Raw genomic sequence first — 16,732 nt, forward strand, 5'->3', positions numbered from 1 at the left:
CCGGCGGCCGTATTTGGAGCCAAAAGAAGCAACCGGTGTGCGGTCAGCCGACGGCTGTGGCGAAGGCTGTGGTGTAGAGCGTCTGCAGGTCGCGCATATCGCCCGAGCTGTCGCCGAACCCGAGCGTGGTGCCGCCGATCTGCCCGATGGACTGGGCAGGGACTTTGTCTGCCTTGGCCGCGTCGAGCAGGGCCTGGGCGGCATCCGGTGCGCAGGCGATGAGGTAGCGGGCCTGATCCTCGCCGAAGAGGGTGCCGATGTCGCTGGTGCTGATGGTGGCGCCGGTGTTGGCGGCGTGGGCCAGCTCGAAGGCCGCGAGGGCGAGGCCGCCGTCGCCGAGATCGGTGCAGGCCCGGATGTTCGCGTGCTGGGCGCGGATGAAGTCGCCGTGCTTGGCCTCGGTGGCCAGATTGACGGGCGGGGCGTCGCCTTCGATGCGGTTGAAGGCTTCGGTCAACAGGGCGGATTGCCCGAGGTGGCCGTGGCTCTCGCCGATCAGGATCAGGGTGTCGCCGTCCTGGGCGGGGCCCGCGATGATCTGGCCAAGGTCGGTGAACAGCCCGACCGCGCCGATGGTGGGGGTGGGCAGGATGCCGGTCCCGTCGGTTTCGTTGTAGAGCGAGACGTTCCCGGAGACGATGGGCATGTCGAGTGCCGCCACCGCTTCGCCGATCCCTTGCAGCGCGCCGACGAACTGCCCCATGATCTCGGGCTTTTCGGGATTGCCGAAATTGAGATTGTCGGTGGTGGCGAGCGGCTTGGCCCCTTGCGCCGTCAGGTTCCGGTAGGCTTCGGCGACCGCTTGTTTGCCGCCCTCGACGGGGTTGGCCTTGACGTAGCGGGGCGTGACGTCGCTGGTGAAGGCGACGGCCTTGTTGGTGCCGTGGATCCGCACGATGCCGGAGCCGTGACCGGGGGTGCGCAGGGTGTCGGCCATGACCTGAGTGTCGTATTGCTCGTAGACCCAGGCCTTGCAGGCGTAGTTGGGGCTGCCGATCAGCGCCTTGAGACCGTCGATCGGGTCGATGGCGGGCACGTCGCTGAGCGGGGCTGCGGCGGGCGTCGGATCCCAGGGCCGGTCGTATTCGGGGGCGGAGGAGGCCAGGGTCGACAGCGGCAGGTCGGCTTTGACCTCGTCGTTGTGGACGATGAGGAACCGGTCTTCGGAGATCGTCTCGCCCACGATGGCGAAATCGAGATCCCATTTCTCGAAGACCGCACGGGCTTCGGCTTCGAGTTCTGGCTTGAGCACCATGAGCATCCGCTCCTGGCTCTCGGAGAGCATCATCTCGTAGGCGGTCATGTTTGCTTCGCGCTGCGGCACGTCTTCGAGATTGAGCTTGATGCCGAGCCCACCCTTGTCGCCCATCTCCACGGCAGAGCAGGTGAGCCCGGCGGCTCCCATATCCTGAATGGAAATCACCGCGCCGGTGGCCATCAGTTCGAGCGTGGCTTCCATCAGCCGCTTTTCGGTGAAGGGGTCGCCGACCTGCACGGTGGGCCGCTTTTCTTCGATCGTGTCGTCGAATTCGGCGGAGGCCATGGTGGCGCCGCCGACACCGTCGCGCCCGGTCTTGGCCCCGAGATAGACGACGGGCATGCCGACGCCGGAGGCCGCCGAGTAGAAGATCTTGTCCGCGTCAGCTAGCCCGGCTGCAAAGGCATTCACGAGGCAATTGCCGTTGTAGGATTTGTCAAAGCGGACTTCGCCGCCCACGGTCGGCACGCCGAAGCAGTTGCCGTATCCGCCGACGCCTGCCACCACGCCGGAGACCAGTTGCTTGGTTTTCGGGTGGCTCGGTTCGCCGAAGCTGAGGGCGTTCATTGCCGCGATGGGCCGCGCGCCCATGGTGAAGACGTCGCGCAGGATGCCGCCCACGCCGGTGGCCGCGCCTTGGTAGGGTTCGATGTAGGAGGGATGGTTGTGGCTTTCCATCTTGAACACGATGGCCTGACCGTCACCGATATCGACGACGCCTGCGTTTTCGCCGGGCCCGCAGATCACCTGTGGCCCGGTGGTGGGCAGGGTGCGCAGCCATTTCTTGGAGGACTTGTAGGAGCAGTGCTCGTTCCACATCGCGGAGAAGATCCCCAGCTCGGTGAAATTGGGCGCCCGGTTCAAGAGCTGGATGATCTTGGCGTATTCGTCACCCGAGAGCCCGTGGGCTGCGATCAGAGCGTCGTCGATTTTAGTTTCGGTTGTCATGGCAAAGCCCCCGCGCGATTTGCTGCGTTCTTATGGCAGGTCTGCCTTGGGGGAAAGGGGGCGTGTGTTTGGCCGGTGCCACGGGTGGCCGCCGGATGCGGAAATCTGGATCACGAATTGAGGTAGCCGGTCGAGATCGCGACAAAGGCGCCCACGTGGACGACCATAATGGCCCGGTCTTTCCACATGACACCGACGACGAACCACAATGTGATTCCGACGATAAAGGCAAAAACGTTCCACGGAACGATGTTGAGTCCTGTCAGCCCATATCCCACTAGCTGCACCGCGGTTGCGATCCATTTCACGACATCGACGCGCTGCATCCGCTTTTCTCCGGTTGGGTCCAGCGGTGCTAGCAAGAAACAGGTGGTTTACCAAGCGCGGCGTCTCTGGCGCTTTGCTCGGCGGCGGGGAGGTAAAGTCGGACCCGGGTGCCCTTGCCGATTTCGCTTTGGATGTCGAGGCTGCCTCCGGACTGTTCGGCAAAGCCCTTTGCGACGGAGAGGCCCAGCCCGGTGGCTTCGCCGAATTTGCGCGTCGTAAAGAACGGCTCGGTGACGCGGGGCAGGTCGGCTGCGGCGATCCCGGTGCCTTCGTCGTAAATGTCGAGGCGCACGAAATTGCCGGATGGCGGTCCGGTTTCCAGCATGGATGGGCGCCTGGGTTGCTTGGCTATGGCCGCGTCGAGCATGACCAGCCCGCCGTTCGGCATCGCGTCGCGGGCGTTGATCAGCAATTGGATCAGTGCTGCGTTCAACTGGTTGCGGTCGGCGATCACAGGGGGCAGATCGGGCTGGACCTCGTAGTGGAATGCGACCTCCGGGCCAAACAATCGCGCCGTGACCAGCCGTAGATCGGCCAGGTATTCGCCGAGATCGAGGTGGTCGGGCTGCATCCGCGCCTTGCCGGACACGCTGAGCAGTTGCGCCACGAGTTGCGCCCCGCGTTCGGCGGCTTGCCGGGCGGCGGCAATGGCGGCTTTCTCTTCGGTCTTGCTGCGTGCATTGCTGTAGAGATCGAGATTGCCGAGAAGCGTGGTCAGCAGATTGTTGAAATCGTGGGCAAACCCTCCGGCGAGCCGGCCGACCGCATCGTGCCCCTTGGCGCTGAGCCCAGCCTTGAGAACCCCGCGCATCTTGTCGCGGTCGCTCATCGCATCAAGAGCGGTGGCGTGGAAGTAGCTGACCAGAGCGATGGTGATCGTCAGGATCATGCCGTTTTGGACAAGCGGGGCCTCTGCATCGAGCTGAAGCAATCCGATTGCGATCAGGGTGAGGGTATTGAGGAGATTGTTGATGCGCTGAAGCTGCGACCCTCGGGGCGTGGCGGTCATGCCGTGAATCAGCTTGCCGACCATGAGGGCAGCGCCCGACAGCATCAACACCTGTTCGTGTTGCACCAGAAACCAGAGGATCACCGCCGAGACCAGCACCGACAACAGGGTCTGTCCCAGAATGACGTGCCGATAGATGCGATCCGACCAGGTCTGCTTGAGCTGCGCCAGTTTGCGCCGCGTGATCAGCAGCGTCGTGCAATAGACGATGAGCGCCATGAAAGGGGCGGGTTTGGACAGCAGCACCCAGATCAACAGGGCCGGAATGCCAAGTCCCGCGATTCGGGCGATCACCTCTCTGCGCTGGAGGCTCTCGAACCGGTCGACATAATCTCGCGCTTCCAGATCCGGTGCGTCGTTGCCTCGCCTGTTTGCAAGCAAGTACACGTCGCGAAGCTTCGATGTCGGGAAATGCATTAAGGGCGGATCCGGTGGCGGCATTACCAATTTGATAAGCCGACAGGATGGCACTGGCCAGAAAAAAGCCGGGCACAAAGGCCCGGCGAAGTCCAACAGGGAGGTTGAAGATGATGAGCATTGCTGCAGCATCTGCTTCGATTGATCAAATAGGCAGCAGTTTGTGAACGATCAAGACTTAACATGTGAATGGAATAGCAAAGCCGCTATGCGCACAGCGCATGGCGGGGCCGTCCTTCGATGTCAGGCTGCTGCGGCGTCTCTGATCCGGCGGCGGTGGGCGATGATCTCGTCCTGAACGAAATCCCGGAAGACCATGATCCGCTTGGACTGCCGCAACTCCTCTGGATAGGCGAGAAACACCGGCACTTCGGAGGATTCGAAATCGGGCAGCACCCGCACCAGCGAGGGGAAATCCTCGACCAGATAGTCGGGCAGCACGCCGACCCCCAGATCGTTGAGCACCGCTTGCAGCACGCCGAAGTAGTTGTTCACGGTCAGCAGGCTGGGCACATCGTGGGTGAGCAGGTGGCCGACCAGCGCCCGGCTGGCCTCGACCTGTGGCGATGCCGGGCTGAGCGAGATCAGCCGGTGGCTGCCGATATCCTCGATGGTCTTCATCTCGCCGGCTTGCTTGATGTAGTTCTCCGACGCGTAGAGCCGCATCCGAAGCGACATCAGCCGTTTGCGGATCAGGTCCGACTGTGACGGCTCCTTCATCCGGATCGCCACGTCGGCCTCGCGCATCGGCAGATCGAGCACCCGCTCTTCGAGCATCAGGTCGATCTTGAGCTCGGGATATTTCTCGTAGAGCTTTGGCAGGCGCGGGGCGAGCCAGAGCGTGCCGAAGCCGATCGTGGTGGTGACGCGCAATTCGCCGAAGGCTTCCTCTTCGCTGTCGCGAATCCGGGCTGCGGCCGCTTCGAGCCGTTTGTTCATGGCCCGCGTGGCATCGAACAGCAATTCGCCTTGTTCCGTGAGGATCAGGCCGCGCGCGTGCCGGTGGAACAGGGTGGTGTTGAGCGATTCCTCAAGCCCGCGAATTTGCCGTGAGACAGCCGATTGCGACAGGTGGAGGCTATCCCCTGCGTGCGTCAGGCTGCCGGCGTCTGCCACAGCGTGAAAAATCCTTAGCTTGTCCCAATCCATCACGTTACCTTTGGTTTACCCGTCCTACTCGTATCATTGTCCTCTTAACCGCCACTTTAGCTGAAAGACAAATGATGATTCTGCGTTCTTTTCGTTCTTTGGGGTGCACCCGGCGACGTTGTCCTGTTTAGTCCGATGAAATCCAATGGAGGTCAGCGGTGAGCCGTCGAGCGGTGAGTCTACACGACAAATACGATTTGGCCAAATCGCCAGTGCTGCTGAACGGCACTCAGGCCCTTGTGCGCCTAATGATGATGCAGAAAAGCAGGGATGCTGCTGCCGGTTTGAACACGGCTGGTCTGGTGACCGGGTATCGCGGATCGCCCCTTGGTGCCGTCGATATGCAGATGCAGCGGGCGGCGAAGCCTTTGGCGGCCCATGACGTCACGTTCATGCCCGGCCTGAACGAAGATCTGGCAGCCACCCATCTTTGGGGCGCCCAACAGGCCGAACTGCGCGGCGAAGGCCGTTTCGACGGCGTATTCGGCCTTTGGTATGGCAAGGGCCCCGGCGTCGACCGGTCGGGCGATGCGATGCGTCATGCCAATCTGGCCGGAACCTCGCCGCATGGCGGCGTGTTGATGGCCCTCGGCGACGACCATACCGGCGAAAGCTCGACGACCTGCCATCAATCGGACTTTGCTTGCGTCGATGCCCAAATCCCGGTGATTTCGCCTGCCGGAGTGCAGGAGATCCTCGATTTCGGCCTCTATGGTCTGGCGCTCAGCCGCTTTGCAGGCGTTTGGGCGGGGCTGAAGTTGATCAAGGATACTGTCGAGGTCACGTCCGTCGTCGATGCCCGGCCCGAGCGGATGCAGTTCGTGACGCCAGATTTCGCCCTGCCTGACGACGGGCTGAACATCCGGCTCGGCGATCATTGGGTTGCCCAAGAACACCGTCTGGTCAATTTCAAGCGTCAGGCCGCGCAGGCCTTTGCCCGCGCCAACGGCATCGATCGTCGGGTCTGGGGTAAGCCGGGGGCGAGGATCGGCTTTGTCGCGGCCGGCAAGAACTGGCTCGATCTGGTCCATGCCCTGCAATTGCTGGGTCTGGACGGGCCGAGCGCGGAGCGGGCGGGGATCACCACTTACAAGATCGGCCAGACCTGGCCGCTGGACGCGTTGAGCCTGCTGGAGTGGGCCGAGGGCCTCGATCTGATCGTCGTCGTGGAGGAAAAGCGCAAGCTGATCGAGCCCCAGATCAAAGAGGCGCTATTCGACGAGCGCCGCCAGACCCGCGTCATGGGCGGCAGGCGCGGCGGCATCGGTGCGCCGGTGCTGTTTCACGAGGAAATGTCGCTGGAGCCCGTGGCGATCGCCGAAAAGCTGGGCGAGATCCTGATGCAAGAGGGCCGTGGTGGCGCCGCGCTGCCCGAGGCCCTGGCCCGCATCAAGGACGCCCGCCGCGCCGACAACGCGCCGGAACTGGCCAGCCGTTTGCCCTATTTCTGCGCCGGTTGCCCGCACAACACCTCGACCAAGGTTCCTGACGGTGCCCGCGCCGGGGCGGGGATCGGCTGTCATACGCTGGTGCTTTGGATGGATCGCAACACGTCTGGCTGGACCCATATGGGCGCCGAGGGGGCGAACTGGGTCGGTGAGGCACCGTTCTCAAAACGCGAGCATGTGTTTCAGAATATCGGCGACGGCACCTATAATCACTCGGGTATGATGGCGATCAGGTCCGCCGTGATGGCGGGCACGACGATCACCTACAAGATCCTGTTCAACGACGCGGTTGCCCTGACCGGTGGGCAGGGCAACGACGGCGGTCTGGGGCCGGATCAGATTTGCCGCGAATTGCTGGCGATGGGCGTCGCGCATGTCGCCATGGTGCATGATCCGGCCGAAGATATTGACCTGAGCATCTTTCCCAAGGGGATCACGATCTACGAGCGGGATCGGATGCCGGAGGTTCAGGATAGATTGAGTAAAATCAAAGGTGTGTCGGCCATTGTTTACGTGCAGACCTGTGCCGCGGAGAAGCGTCGCCGTCGCAAGCGCGGCAAATTCCCGGACCCCGACAAGCGGGTTTTCATCAACACCGACGTGTGCGAGGGCTGCGGCGATTGCGGGGTGCAATCCAATTGCGTGGCGATCCAGCCGGTCGAGACCGAGTTGGGCCGCAAGCGGGCGATCGATCAATCGAACTGCAACAAGGATTTCTCTTGCATCAAAGGCTTTTGCCCGTCGTTCGTGACGGTCGAGGGCGGCACCCCGCGCAAGCGCGCGGCTGCCGATTTCGAGCTGCCCGAGGTGCCCGAGCCTGCTTTGCCCAAGATCAGTGGGACGTGGAACATGGTCATCACCGGCGTCGGCGGGACGGGTGTCGTGACGGTCGGGGCGACGCTGGCGATGGCCGCCTATCTGGACGGCAAGGGTGCGTCGATGATGGAGATCTCGGGCCTCGCGCAGAAGGGCGGCTCGGTGCATATTCACTGTCGTGTGGCCGAGAAACCCGAAGATATTCAAGCGGTTCGCGTCGCAACCGGAGAGGCCGACGCGGTGCTGGGCTGTGATCTTGTCACCAGTGCCGGGGCCAAGACGGTGGGCCTCATGGCGACCGGGCGCACAGGGGCGGTCGTCAACAACCATGTGACCGTGACCGGGGCGTTCACACGCGATACCGAGTTTCGGATACCGGACGATCAGCTGATCGTCGCATTGGAGGCGCGCCTGCGCGAACGGGTGGATTTCTTTGACGCCACCGCCTTGGCCGAGGCGCTGTTGGGCGACACGATCTATGCCAACTCGATGGTGCTGGGCGCGTCTTGGCAGCGTGGGTTGATCCCCATCGGACGCGAGGCGATCCTGGAGGCGATTGCGCTGAACGGCGCCGCCGTCGCGCAGAACCAACGCGCCTTCGAGCTGGGCCGCTGGGCAATCGAGCAACCAGCCGAGGCGGCAAAGGTGGTCGGTTCAAAAGTGCTAGATAAGCCAATGACGTTGCAGGAAAAAATTGATTTCCGTGCGGAGCATTTGGCGGCCAATCAGGGCAAGCGGCTGGCCCGTCGTTATCGTGAGATGGTGGCACGATTTACCGATCCCCGGTTGCGCGAAGCCGTGGCAGAAGGCTATCATAAGCTGTTGTCCTACAAGGATGAATATGAAGTGTCGCGATTGCTGCGCCAAAGCCGCGCTCAGGCGGAGGCGGCGTTCGAGGGCGACCTGCGGCTGACCTATCATCTGGCCCCGCCGTTGTTCGCCAAGGAAGGCCGCGACGGCCGCCCGATCAAGCGCGGCTTTACGGGGTGGATCGAGCGGGCCTATCCGTGGCTGGCGCGCGCCAAAGTCTTGCGCGGCACGCCGTTTGATCCGTTTGGCCGCACTGCGGAGCGTCGGATGGAGCGCGCTTTGATCGCGCAATACGAGGCCGATATGGAAAAGCTGGTGGTGCAGGTCGTGAGTGACGCCGCCGTTGCCTTGGCCCGGTTGCCGCTCGACATCAGGGGCTTTGGCCCGGTCAAGATGGCCAACGCGGCCAAGGCCGAGAAGCGCCGCGAGGAGTGCTGGGCCGCGATCCGGCAGAGCCCGCTTCAACGTGCGGCGGAGTAATCGGCCTTGTCGTCATCATTTCGTCATCCGGGATAGCTATTCTGCCGGGGGCAGATTAGCTGCCTTGCACGGAACATCGGGATTTGACCCAACATGGTCACCAAACATATCGCCCGGGATATCACCTATGCCAACAGTGCGGCGTCGCGCGGGGGCAGAGTCCTTGTCCGGGCCTTGGAGAACGCGACGGGCCGGTTGACCCTGATCCGCAAGGCGCGCGGCTATGACGCCGAGGTCGCTTCGGGCCGCCTGTTCTGGGATGTGATCTGCGAACGCTACGGCCTGAACCTCGCGCTTGCGGGCGGATCGCTGGAGTCGATCCCTACGGAGGGGCCGCTGGTTCTGGTGTCGAACCATCCTTACGGCATTCTGGACGGCCTGATGATGGGCCGCATCCTGTCGGACCGGCGCGGTGGCGATTTCCGTATCTTGGCCAATGATGTGTTTTGCAGGTCGCCCGATCTGGCGAAGGTGATCCTGCCGATCAACTTCGACGAGACGAAAGAGGCGGCCCGCATCAACCTTGAGACCCGCGCCGAGGCGCTGCGCTATCTCGCTCAGGGCGGCGCGGTCGGGGTGTTTCCGGGTGGCACGGTCAGCACCTCGGCGGGCCTGTTCGGCAGACCGATGGACCCGCAGTGGCGCAGCTTTACCGCCAAGATGATCGCCCGGTCCGGCGCAACAGTGGTGCCGGTGTTCTTCGAGGGATCGAACAGCCGATTGTTCCAACTGGCGAGCCATATTCATTCGACCCTGCGCCTTGGCATGTTGATCCGAGAGTTCAAATGCCGCGTCGGCACGGACGTGCGCGTCGTGGTGGGAGAACCCGTCTCGCCGCTGGCCCTGCAACAACATCGCTCCGACCCCAAAGCGATGATGGATTTCCTCCGCAAATCGACGTATGACCTATCCCCAACCCCGGTCAGATCAGACCGGCTGGGGCACGAGTTCGAAGCAAAATACCGGGCCCATTGAATGGCCCTGAGGGGCGCGATCATGGCAGTGGGCATCTTTGACAGCGGATTGGGCGGATTGACGGTGCTGGACGCGGTGACGCGCAAGCTGCCGGACCTGCCGTTGGTCTATTTCGGCGACAACGCCAACACGCCGTATGGTGTGCGCACCGCGGACGACATCTATGATCTGACCGTTGCGGGCACGCAGCGCCTGTTCGATGCGGGCTGCGACCTCGTTCTGCTGGCCTGTAACACCGCCTCTGCGGCCGCCCTGCGCCGGATGCAGGAGGGCTGGGTGCCCCGTGACAAGCGCGTCTTGGGCGTGTTCGTGCCGCTGATCGAGGCGCTGACGGAGCGGCAGTGGGGCGACAACTCTCCGCCGCGCGAGGTGGCCGTGAAGCATGCAGCTCTGTTTGCGACCCCCGCCACGGTCCGCAGCCGGGCCTTTCAGCGCGAGTTGGCGTTCCGCGCCATCGGTGTCGATGTCGAGGCGCAGGCCTGCGGCGGTGTCGTCGATGCGATCGAGGAAGGCGACATGATCCTCGCCGAGGCGCTCGTTCGCAGCCATGTCGACGCGCTCTTGCGCAAGATGCCGGAACCGGACGCCGCCGTTCTGGGCTGCACCCATTATCCGCTGATGGAGGAGGTGTTTCAGGACGCCTTGGGCCCCAACGTGCGGGTGCTGAGCCAGCCCAACCTCGTGGCCGAGAGCCTTGCCGATTACCTCAGCCGCCGCCCTGAAATGGCTGGGGCCGGCACCGAGAGCCTGTTCCTGACGACGGGCGACCCTTCCAAGGTTTCCAATCAGGCCACCCGCTTTCTGCGACGAAAGATCGCGTTCCAGGCAGCCTGAGTGATACATTGCACCAAAGCGGTGCGCTTCCTACATACCTCCTGACAGGAGACTACCATGACCTACAACGTCGCGATCCTTGGCGCGTCCGGCTATACCGGCGCGGAGCTGGTGCGGATCATTGCCACCCATCCCGGTCTGCGGATCGCTGCCCTTTCGGCCGATCGCAAAGCGGGGCAGGCGATGGCGTCGGTCTATCCGCAGTTGCGCCATCTGGACCTGCCGGTGCTGCAGACCATCGAAGAGATTGATTTCGGGACAATCGATCTGGCCTTTGCCGCCTTGCCCCACGGACTGAGCCAGGCGCTGGTGCGTGATCTGCCCGAGACGGTGAAGGTCGTCGATCTGGGCGCCGATTTCCGCCTTCGCGATCCGGCGGAATACGAGAAGTGGTATGGTGCGCCGCATGTGGCGGTCGAGTTGCAGAAGACGGCGGTTTACGGCCTGACCGAGTTCTACCGCGACGAGATCAAGGGCGCACGTCTGGTCGCCGGCACTGGCTGCAATGCGGCGACGGTGCAGTTTGCCCTGCGCCCCTTGATCGAGGCCGAGCTGATCGATCTCGACAACATCATTTGTGATCTCAAGAACGGGATCTCGGGCGCGGGCAGGTCGCTCAAGGAGAACATGCTGTTCACCGAGCGGGCAACCGATGTTCTGGGCTATTCCCAAGGCGGCAAGCACCGCCATCTGGGCGAATTCGATCAGGAATTCAGCGCCATCGCGGGCCGCAAGGTCGAGATCATGTTCACCCCGCACCTTGTGCCGATGAGCCGGGGGATTTTGGCGTCGTGCTACCTCAAGGGCGATGCTGAGGCGATCCATGCCGCGCTGAGTGCCCGCTATGCCGATGAGCCATTTATCGTGGTGCTGCCGTTTGGGCAGATGCCGGGCACCGGCGCGGTTGCGGGATCGAACTTTTGTCATATCGGCGTGACGGGCGACCGCGTGCCGGGGCGGGCCTTGGTCGTGTCGACGCTGGATAACCTCAACAAAGGCTCCTCGGGGCAGGCGGTGCAAAACGCCAACCTGATGCTGGGCCTGCCAGAAACGGAGGGCCTGATGTTGGCTCCTGTGTTCCCATGAGCGGCTTCAAGAGCCTCAAGAAGCGCCGCCGAATCCAAGTGATCGTGCTGGCTTTTGCTGCGCTGGCCGTTTCGACCGCGATCATCGGCTATGCGATGCAGGACGGGATCAACTTCTTTCGCTCGCCCTCACAGGTGGCCGAAGAGCCGCCCTCGCCGAACGAGCGATTTCGCATCGGTGGGCTGGTCGAAGAGGGCTCTTTGGTGCGCGGTCAGGGTGAGACCGTCAGCTTTCGCGTGACCGATGGCGGCGCGTCGATCCCGGTGACCTACACCGGTATTCTGCCTGACCTCTTCGAGGAGGGCCAAGGCATGGTCGGTCAAGGAAATTACATCAACGGCACCTTTGAGGCCGTTGAAATCCTTGCCAAACATGACGAGACTTACATGCCCGCCGAGGTCATTGATGCGCTGAAGGATCAGGGCGTCTATGTCGAGCCGGACGCCGCCGCGAACGGTGGTGCTGTCACGAATTAAGGTTTTTGCCTGACCCTTGGCCTCCTGAGTTTCATGGGGGCCGAGGCCGATGCAGACTGTAAGAGAGATTGCCACAGAGATTGTCGCCCGCGAGGGCGGCTATGTGAATGACCCCGACGATCCGGGCGGGGCCACGAATTACGGTGTGACGATCCACACCATGCGCCGTCTGGGGCTGGACCTGAACCGCGACGGCCAGATCACGACCGCCGATGTGCGAGCGTTGTCGCGTGAGCAGGCGGTGCAAATCTTCATCACCCACTATTTCGAGCGCCCGCGCATTGCCGCTTTGCCGGACTCGCTCCAGCCGAGCGTCTTTGACATGTATGTCAACGCAGGGTCGAATGCGGTCCGTATTCTGCAACGGCTGGTGCGTGATATGCGCATCGAATGTTCGGTCGACGGGCTGATCGGTCCTCAGACCGTCGGCGCGGTCCGGCAGGCGATGACGAGCGCGCCGGAGCATTTCGTGGATGCCTACGGGATTGCGCGACGCAATTATTACTACGGTCTCGCAGATGCCCGCCCGAGCAGCCGCAAGTATGCCCGCCGCCGCGACGGCGGGAAGGGTGGCTGGATCACCCGCGCCGAGGAGTTCATCTCGCCCCGTTATCACCTGACGGAGGCGCAGCATCGACAAAGGACAGCGGCATGGGCATGATCGGCAACGTCTTTGGGTTCCTGTTCGGGAACGGTCGCAATGTGATTACCGAGACGGCCGAGGTGTTTCGCGTGAATGCCGAGCGGGCCGACCAGCGTGCGACGACCCTTCAGGCCGGCGCCCTTGGTCAGCTGGCTGCGGAATTCGCGCAACCGCAAATCGGCTGGTATGACCGGTTTATCAACGGTCTGAACCGCTTGCCGCGACCCATGATGGCGCTGGGGACACTTGGTCTGATCGGATCGGCGATGGTCAATCCTGTCTGGTTTGCCGAGCGCATGGTGGGCATCGCGCTGGTGCCGGAGCCGCTGTGGTGGCTGATGGGGGCGATTGTGAGCTTCTATTTCGGGGCTCGCTATCAGACCCAGGGCCAGCAATTTCAAGCGTCGATCGCCGATACCTTGGCCCGCGTGCCACAGGTTCAGGCCGATCTGGCGGGGCTTGCCGCGTTGCAGGATGGCCCTGTGACGCCGCAGGTCGCGGACGCGGCCCCGGATGCGCAGGCCACCGCTCAGGCGATCATGCCGACCGACAATCCGGCGCTGGTCGCATGGCGGGCGCAGGCGGCCTGATCGGCCCCTCGTGAATGTGACAACGTGACCGCGCGGGTTTCATTGGCCCGCGCGGTTTGCCGCACTATAAGTGCGATATGATTACAGAGCTTGGACATTTCGCGCTGATTCTGGCCTTTGCCATCGGCATCCTGCAAATGATCGTCCCGATGGTGGGCGCCCATAAGGGCTGGCGAGGCTGGATGGCCTTTGCGGAGCCTGCGGCGACCTCGCAATTCATCCTCGTCAGCTTTGCCTTCGCGGCCCTGACCTGGGCTTTTGTGACCTCGGATTTCTCTCTGCGGCTCGTCTATCTCAATTCCCATTCGGCCAAGCCGTTGATCTACAAGATCAGCGGTGTCTGGGGCAATCACGAGGGTTCCATGCTCTTGTGGATCCTGATCCTGACGCTGTTCGGCGCCTGCGCGGCATGGTTTGGCGGCTATTTGCCGGCCCCGCTGCGCGCCCGTGTGCTGGCGGTTCAGTCGGCGGTGACGGTGGCGTTCTATGCCTTTATCCTGTTCACCTCGAACCCGTTCCTCCGCCTTGAGACGCCGCCATTTGATGGCCAGGATCTCAATCCGCTGTTGCAAGACCCCGGCTTGGCGTTTCACCCGCCGTTTCTCTACCTCGGATACGTGGGCCTGAGCATGTCGTTCAGCTTTGCCGTGGCGGCGCTGATCGAAGGCAAAGTCGATGCCGCATGGGGCCGGTGGGTCCGCCCGTGGACCTTGGCCGCGTGGCTGTTCCTGACCATCGGGATCGCGCTCGGTTCCTGGTGGGCCTACTACGAATTGGGCTGGGGCGGATTCTGGTTCTGGGACCCGGTCGAGAACGCGTCGTTCATGCCGTGGCTTCTGGCCGCCGCCCTGTTGCACTCGGCGGTGGTGGTCGAAAAGCGCGAGGCGCTGAAATCCTGGACGATCCTGCTGGCCATTCTGGCCTTTGGCTTTTCGCTTCTGGGGGCGTTTATTGTCCGCTCTGGCGTGCTGACGAGTGTTCACGCCTTTGCCAATGACCCCGAGCGGGGCGTCTATCTGCTGATCATCCTCGGCATCTTCCTCGGTGGGGCGCTGACCCTCTATGCCGCGCGGGCGGGCGAGATGGAGGCAAAGGGCGTGTTTTCGACCGTGAGCCGCGAGAGCGGGATCGTGCTCAACAACATCCTGCTCGCCGTCTCTGCCTTCGTGGTCTTTATCGGAACGATATGGCCGCTGTTTGCCGAGATGATCGTGGGGCGCACGCTGAGTGTCGGTGCGCCGTTCTTTGATGCCGCCTTTACGCCGTTCTTTATCGCGATCGCGATTGCCTTGCCTCTGGGCTCGATGCTGGCGTGGAAGCGCGGCAGCCTGAGCCGCGTGGCGCGCCCGCTGCGAGGCGTCTTGCTGGTGTCCGTGGCGCTTGCCGCCTTGGCCTATGCGATCCAGTCCGGCAATTCGGCCGTCGGGCCGGTGGGCGTCGCCTTGGGCGCTTGGGTTGTCCTTGGCGCAGTCACCGACGTCTGGCAGCGCACCGGGCGGGAAGGGTTTGGCAAGCGCCTTGCCCGGCTGCGCAGGCTGCCTCGCGCTGATTGGGGCAAGACTGTAGCTCATGCGGGCCTCGGCGTGACGATCTTTGGCGTCGCGGCGATTACCGCGTGGCAGATCGAAGACATCCGCGTGGCCGAGATCGGGGATCGTTGGGCCGTGGGCCAATTCGAAGTCGAGTTGCGCCAGATCGAGCAGGCACAGGGCCCGAACTATGTGACCACCCTGGCGACGATGGCCGTCTGGAAAGGCGACCGCGAGGTCGTCGTGCTGACGCCGGAGAAGCGCTTCTATCCTGTCGCCTCGATGCCGACCACGGAGGCGGCGATTTCCAACGGGATCCTGCGCGACCTCTATCTGGTGATCGGAGATCCACAGGTCGGCGGCGGTTATGCGGTGCGAACCTATATCAAGCCGTTCGCCAACTGGATCTGGGGAGGAGCCATGTTCATGGCCCTCGGTGGGCTGATTTCGTTGTCGGATCGGCGGCTGCGCGTCGCCGCGGGCGCACGCCGGCCCGATGCGGTGCCTGCGGAATGAGTGCCGTGTTGCAGAGATGTGCGGCTGTCGCCGTGGCGCTGTTTCTGTCCGGCGCCGCCTGGGCCGTGCAGCCGGGCGAGATGCTCGACGATCCGGCGCTGGAGGCCCGTGCCCGCGAGATCAGCGCAGGATTGCGCTGCCCGGTCTGCCGTAACGAGAGCATCGACGAAAGCAACGCTACATTGAGCGCCGACCTGCGCCTGTTGGTCCGGGAAAGGCTCGTGGCGGGCGACACCGACCAGGAGGTCGTCGATTTCGTTGTCTCGCGCTACGGCGAGTTTGTCCTGCTTCGGCCCGATGCCTCTGGTGCCAATCTGGTGCTGTGGCTGGCCGCGCCGGCCTTGCTGCTGATCGGTCTGGGCATCGGCTGGACGACGATCCGGCGCCGCCAACCGGCCAAGGAAGAGGCGTTGAGCGACGCCGAAAAGGCGCGGCTGGACGAGATAATGCGATCCTGACGTCTGGTTGCGCTTTCCTCCGCCGCATCAATCCCTAGATTGCGGGTAACAGCGGCTCGAAAGGCACCCAAATGCAGTATCAGGCGATTACTCTGGACATCGAAAACGACATCGCGGTGATCACGCTGAACCGGCCCGACGTGATGAATGCGCTCAACACCCAGATGCGGGCCGAGATCACCCACGCGGTCAAGGCGTCCGAGCAGGAGGCCCGCGTGATCGTGATGACGGGTGCCGGGCGGTCGTTCTGCTCTGGCCAGGATCTGGGCGACGGTGGCAATGCCGCGAACCTCGATCTGGAGCGGACGCTCCGCGACGAATATGTACCGATGCTGAAGGCGATCTTCGACTGCCGGGTGCCGACGATCAGCGCCGTCAACGGGGCGGCTGCCGGGGCGGGGGCCAATCTCGCGCTTGCGGCCGACGTGGTGATCGCCTCGGATGCCGCCTATTTCGTGCAAGCCTTTACGCGTATCGGCCTGATCCCGGATGCCGGTGGCACCTATTGGCTGCCGCGTCAGATGGGGGCTGCCCGCGCGATGGGCGCGGCACTCTTTGCCGACAAGGTCAGCGCCCGCCAAGCGGCCGATTGGGGGATGATCTACGAGACGGTCGGGGCGGATGTCTTTGACAGCCATTGGCGCGATCGGGCGGCCCATCTGGCCGCTGGCCCTACCGAAGCCTACCGTCATCTCAAGACGGCAATCCGGGCGTCGTTCGAGAACAGCCTGGACGAGCAGTTGATGCTGGAATCCCGGCTGCAGGGCAAATGCGGTCAGACCCGCGATTTCCGCGAGGGCGTGGTGGCCTTCCTTGAAAAGCGGCCGGCCCGCTACGAGGGGCGCTAGGCATAGCCGCCCTTGGTGCGCTGCTGCGAATATTCAAGGGCTGCCGGGAGCGAGGCCGTGTCTGAATGTCGGACGCAATCCTGCCGCAATTGGCGCGGCGGCTTATGCCCGCGTC

The 16,732-nt window shown here is 63.4% G+C and carries 14 protein-coding genes; 10 read left to right on the plus strand and 4 right to left on the minus strand.

Going from position 1 to position 16,732, the window contains the following annotated elements:
• Positions 1-43: 43 nt before the first annotated feature.
• The 4 genes from purL to LOM8899_RS10340 all read right to left on the minus strand — a co-directional run bounded on the left by purL (position 44) and on the right by LOM8899_RS10340 (position 5,108).
• Entirely contained in the window at positions 44-2,206 is a 2,163-nt protein-coding gene (gene purL / locus LOM8899_RS10325) for a phosphoribosylformylglycinamidine synthase subunit PurL (RefSeq protein ID WP_093992123.1), read from the minus strand.
• Positions 2,207-2,316: 110 nt separating this feature from the next.
• On the minus strand, positions 2,317-2,532 hold the full coding sequence (locus tag LOM8899_RS10330; protein WP_093992124.1) for a DUF6552 family protein: 216 nt from the start codon (positions 2,530-2,532) through the stop codon (positions 2,317-2,319).
• 29 nt (positions 2,533-2,561) lie between these two features.
• Positions 2,562-3,929: an ATP-binding protein gene (locus LOM8899_RS10335; protein ID WP_168770522.1), complete on the minus strand. Its 1,368-nt coding sequence runs from the start codon at positions 3,927-3,929 to the stop codon at positions 2,562-2,564.
• 273 nt (positions 3,930-4,202) lie between these two features.
• Entirely contained in the window at positions 4,203-5,108 is a 906-nt protein-coding gene (locus tag LOM8899_RS10340) for a LysR family transcriptional regulator (RefSeq protein WP_093992126.1), read from the minus strand.
• A 158-nt stretch (positions 5,109-5,266) separates the two neighbouring features.
• Between LOM8899_RS10340 and LOM8899_RS10345 the strand changes: the two genes are divergently transcribed.
• The 10 genes from LOM8899_RS10345 to LOM8899_RS10390 all read left to right on the plus strand — a co-directional run bounded on the left by LOM8899_RS10345 (position 5,267) and on the right by LOM8899_RS10390 (position 16,617).
• Positions 5,267-8,662 (plus strand): indolepyruvate ferredoxin oxidoreductase family protein, encoded by a 3,396-nt coding sequence (locus tag LOM8899_RS10345; RefSeq protein ID WP_093992127.1) that lies wholly within the window; start codon positions 5,267-5,269, stop codon positions 8,660-8,662.
• A 93-nt stretch (positions 8,663-8,755) separates the two neighbouring features.
• Entirely contained in the window at positions 8,756-9,637 is an 882-nt protein-coding gene (locus tag LOM8899_RS10350; RefSeq protein ID WP_093992128.1) for a lysophospholipid acyltransferase family protein, read from the plus strand.
• A gap of 21 nt (positions 9,638-9,658) precedes the next feature.
• Positions 9,659-10,471, plus strand: coding sequence for a glutamate racemase (locus LOM8899_RS10355; RefSeq protein ID WP_093992286.1), 813 nt, complete (start codon positions 9,659-9,661; stop codon positions 10,469-10,471).
• A 57-nt stretch (positions 10,472-10,528) separates the two neighbouring features.
• Complete coding sequence (gene argC, locus LOM8899_RS10360; RefSeq protein WP_093992129.1) at positions 10,529-11,557, plus strand: N-acetyl-gamma-glutamyl-phosphate reductase; 1,029 nt, start codon at positions 10,529-10,531, stop codon at positions 11,555-11,557.
• Entirely contained in the window at positions 11,554-12,033 is a 480-nt protein-coding gene (gene ccmE, locus LOM8899_RS10365; protein ID WP_093992130.1) for a cytochrome c maturation protein CcmE, read from the plus strand. The genes argC and ccmE overlap by 4 nt, the downstream gene beginning before the upstream one ends.
• A gap of 49 nt (positions 12,034-12,082) precedes the next feature.
• A complete protein-coding gene (locus LOM8899_RS10370; protein ID WP_093992131.1) occupies positions 12,083-12,694 on the plus strand; it encodes a holin-associated N-acetylmuramidase in 612 nt (203 codons plus the stop codon).
• Positions 12,685-13,266: a holin family protein gene (locus LOM8899_RS10375; RefSeq protein ID WP_211096185.1), complete on the plus strand. Its 582-nt coding sequence runs from the start codon at positions 12,685-12,687 to the stop codon at positions 13,264-13,266. The genes LOM8899_RS10370 and LOM8899_RS10375 overlap by 10 nt, the downstream gene beginning before the upstream one ends.
• Positions 13,267-13,343: 77 nt before the next feature.
• Positions 13,344-15,311 (plus strand): heme lyase CcmF/NrfE family subunit, encoded by a 1,968-nt coding sequence (locus tag LOM8899_RS10380; RefSeq protein ID WP_093992132.1) that lies wholly within the window; start codon positions 13,344-13,346, stop codon positions 15,309-15,311.
• Entirely contained in the window at positions 15,308-15,769 is a 462-nt protein-coding gene (locus tag LOM8899_RS10385) for a cytochrome c-type biogenesis protein (RefSeq protein WP_093992133.1), read from the plus strand. The genes LOM8899_RS10380 and LOM8899_RS10385 overlap by 4 nt, the downstream gene beginning before the upstream one ends.
• A gap of 71 nt (positions 15,770-15,840) precedes the next feature.
• Positions 15,841-16,617: an enoyl-CoA hydratase-related protein gene (locus LOM8899_RS10390; RefSeq protein ID WP_093992134.1), complete on the plus strand. Its 777-nt coding sequence runs from the start codon at positions 15,841-15,843 to the stop codon at positions 16,615-16,617.
• Positions 16,618-16,732 lie beyond the last annotated feature (115 nt).

Origin of the sequence: Flavimaricola marinus (assembly GCF_900184895.1) — a bacterium.
GTDB lineage: Bacteria > Pseudomonadota > Alphaproteobacteria > Rhodobacterales > Rhodobacteraceae > Flavimaricola > Flavimaricola marinus.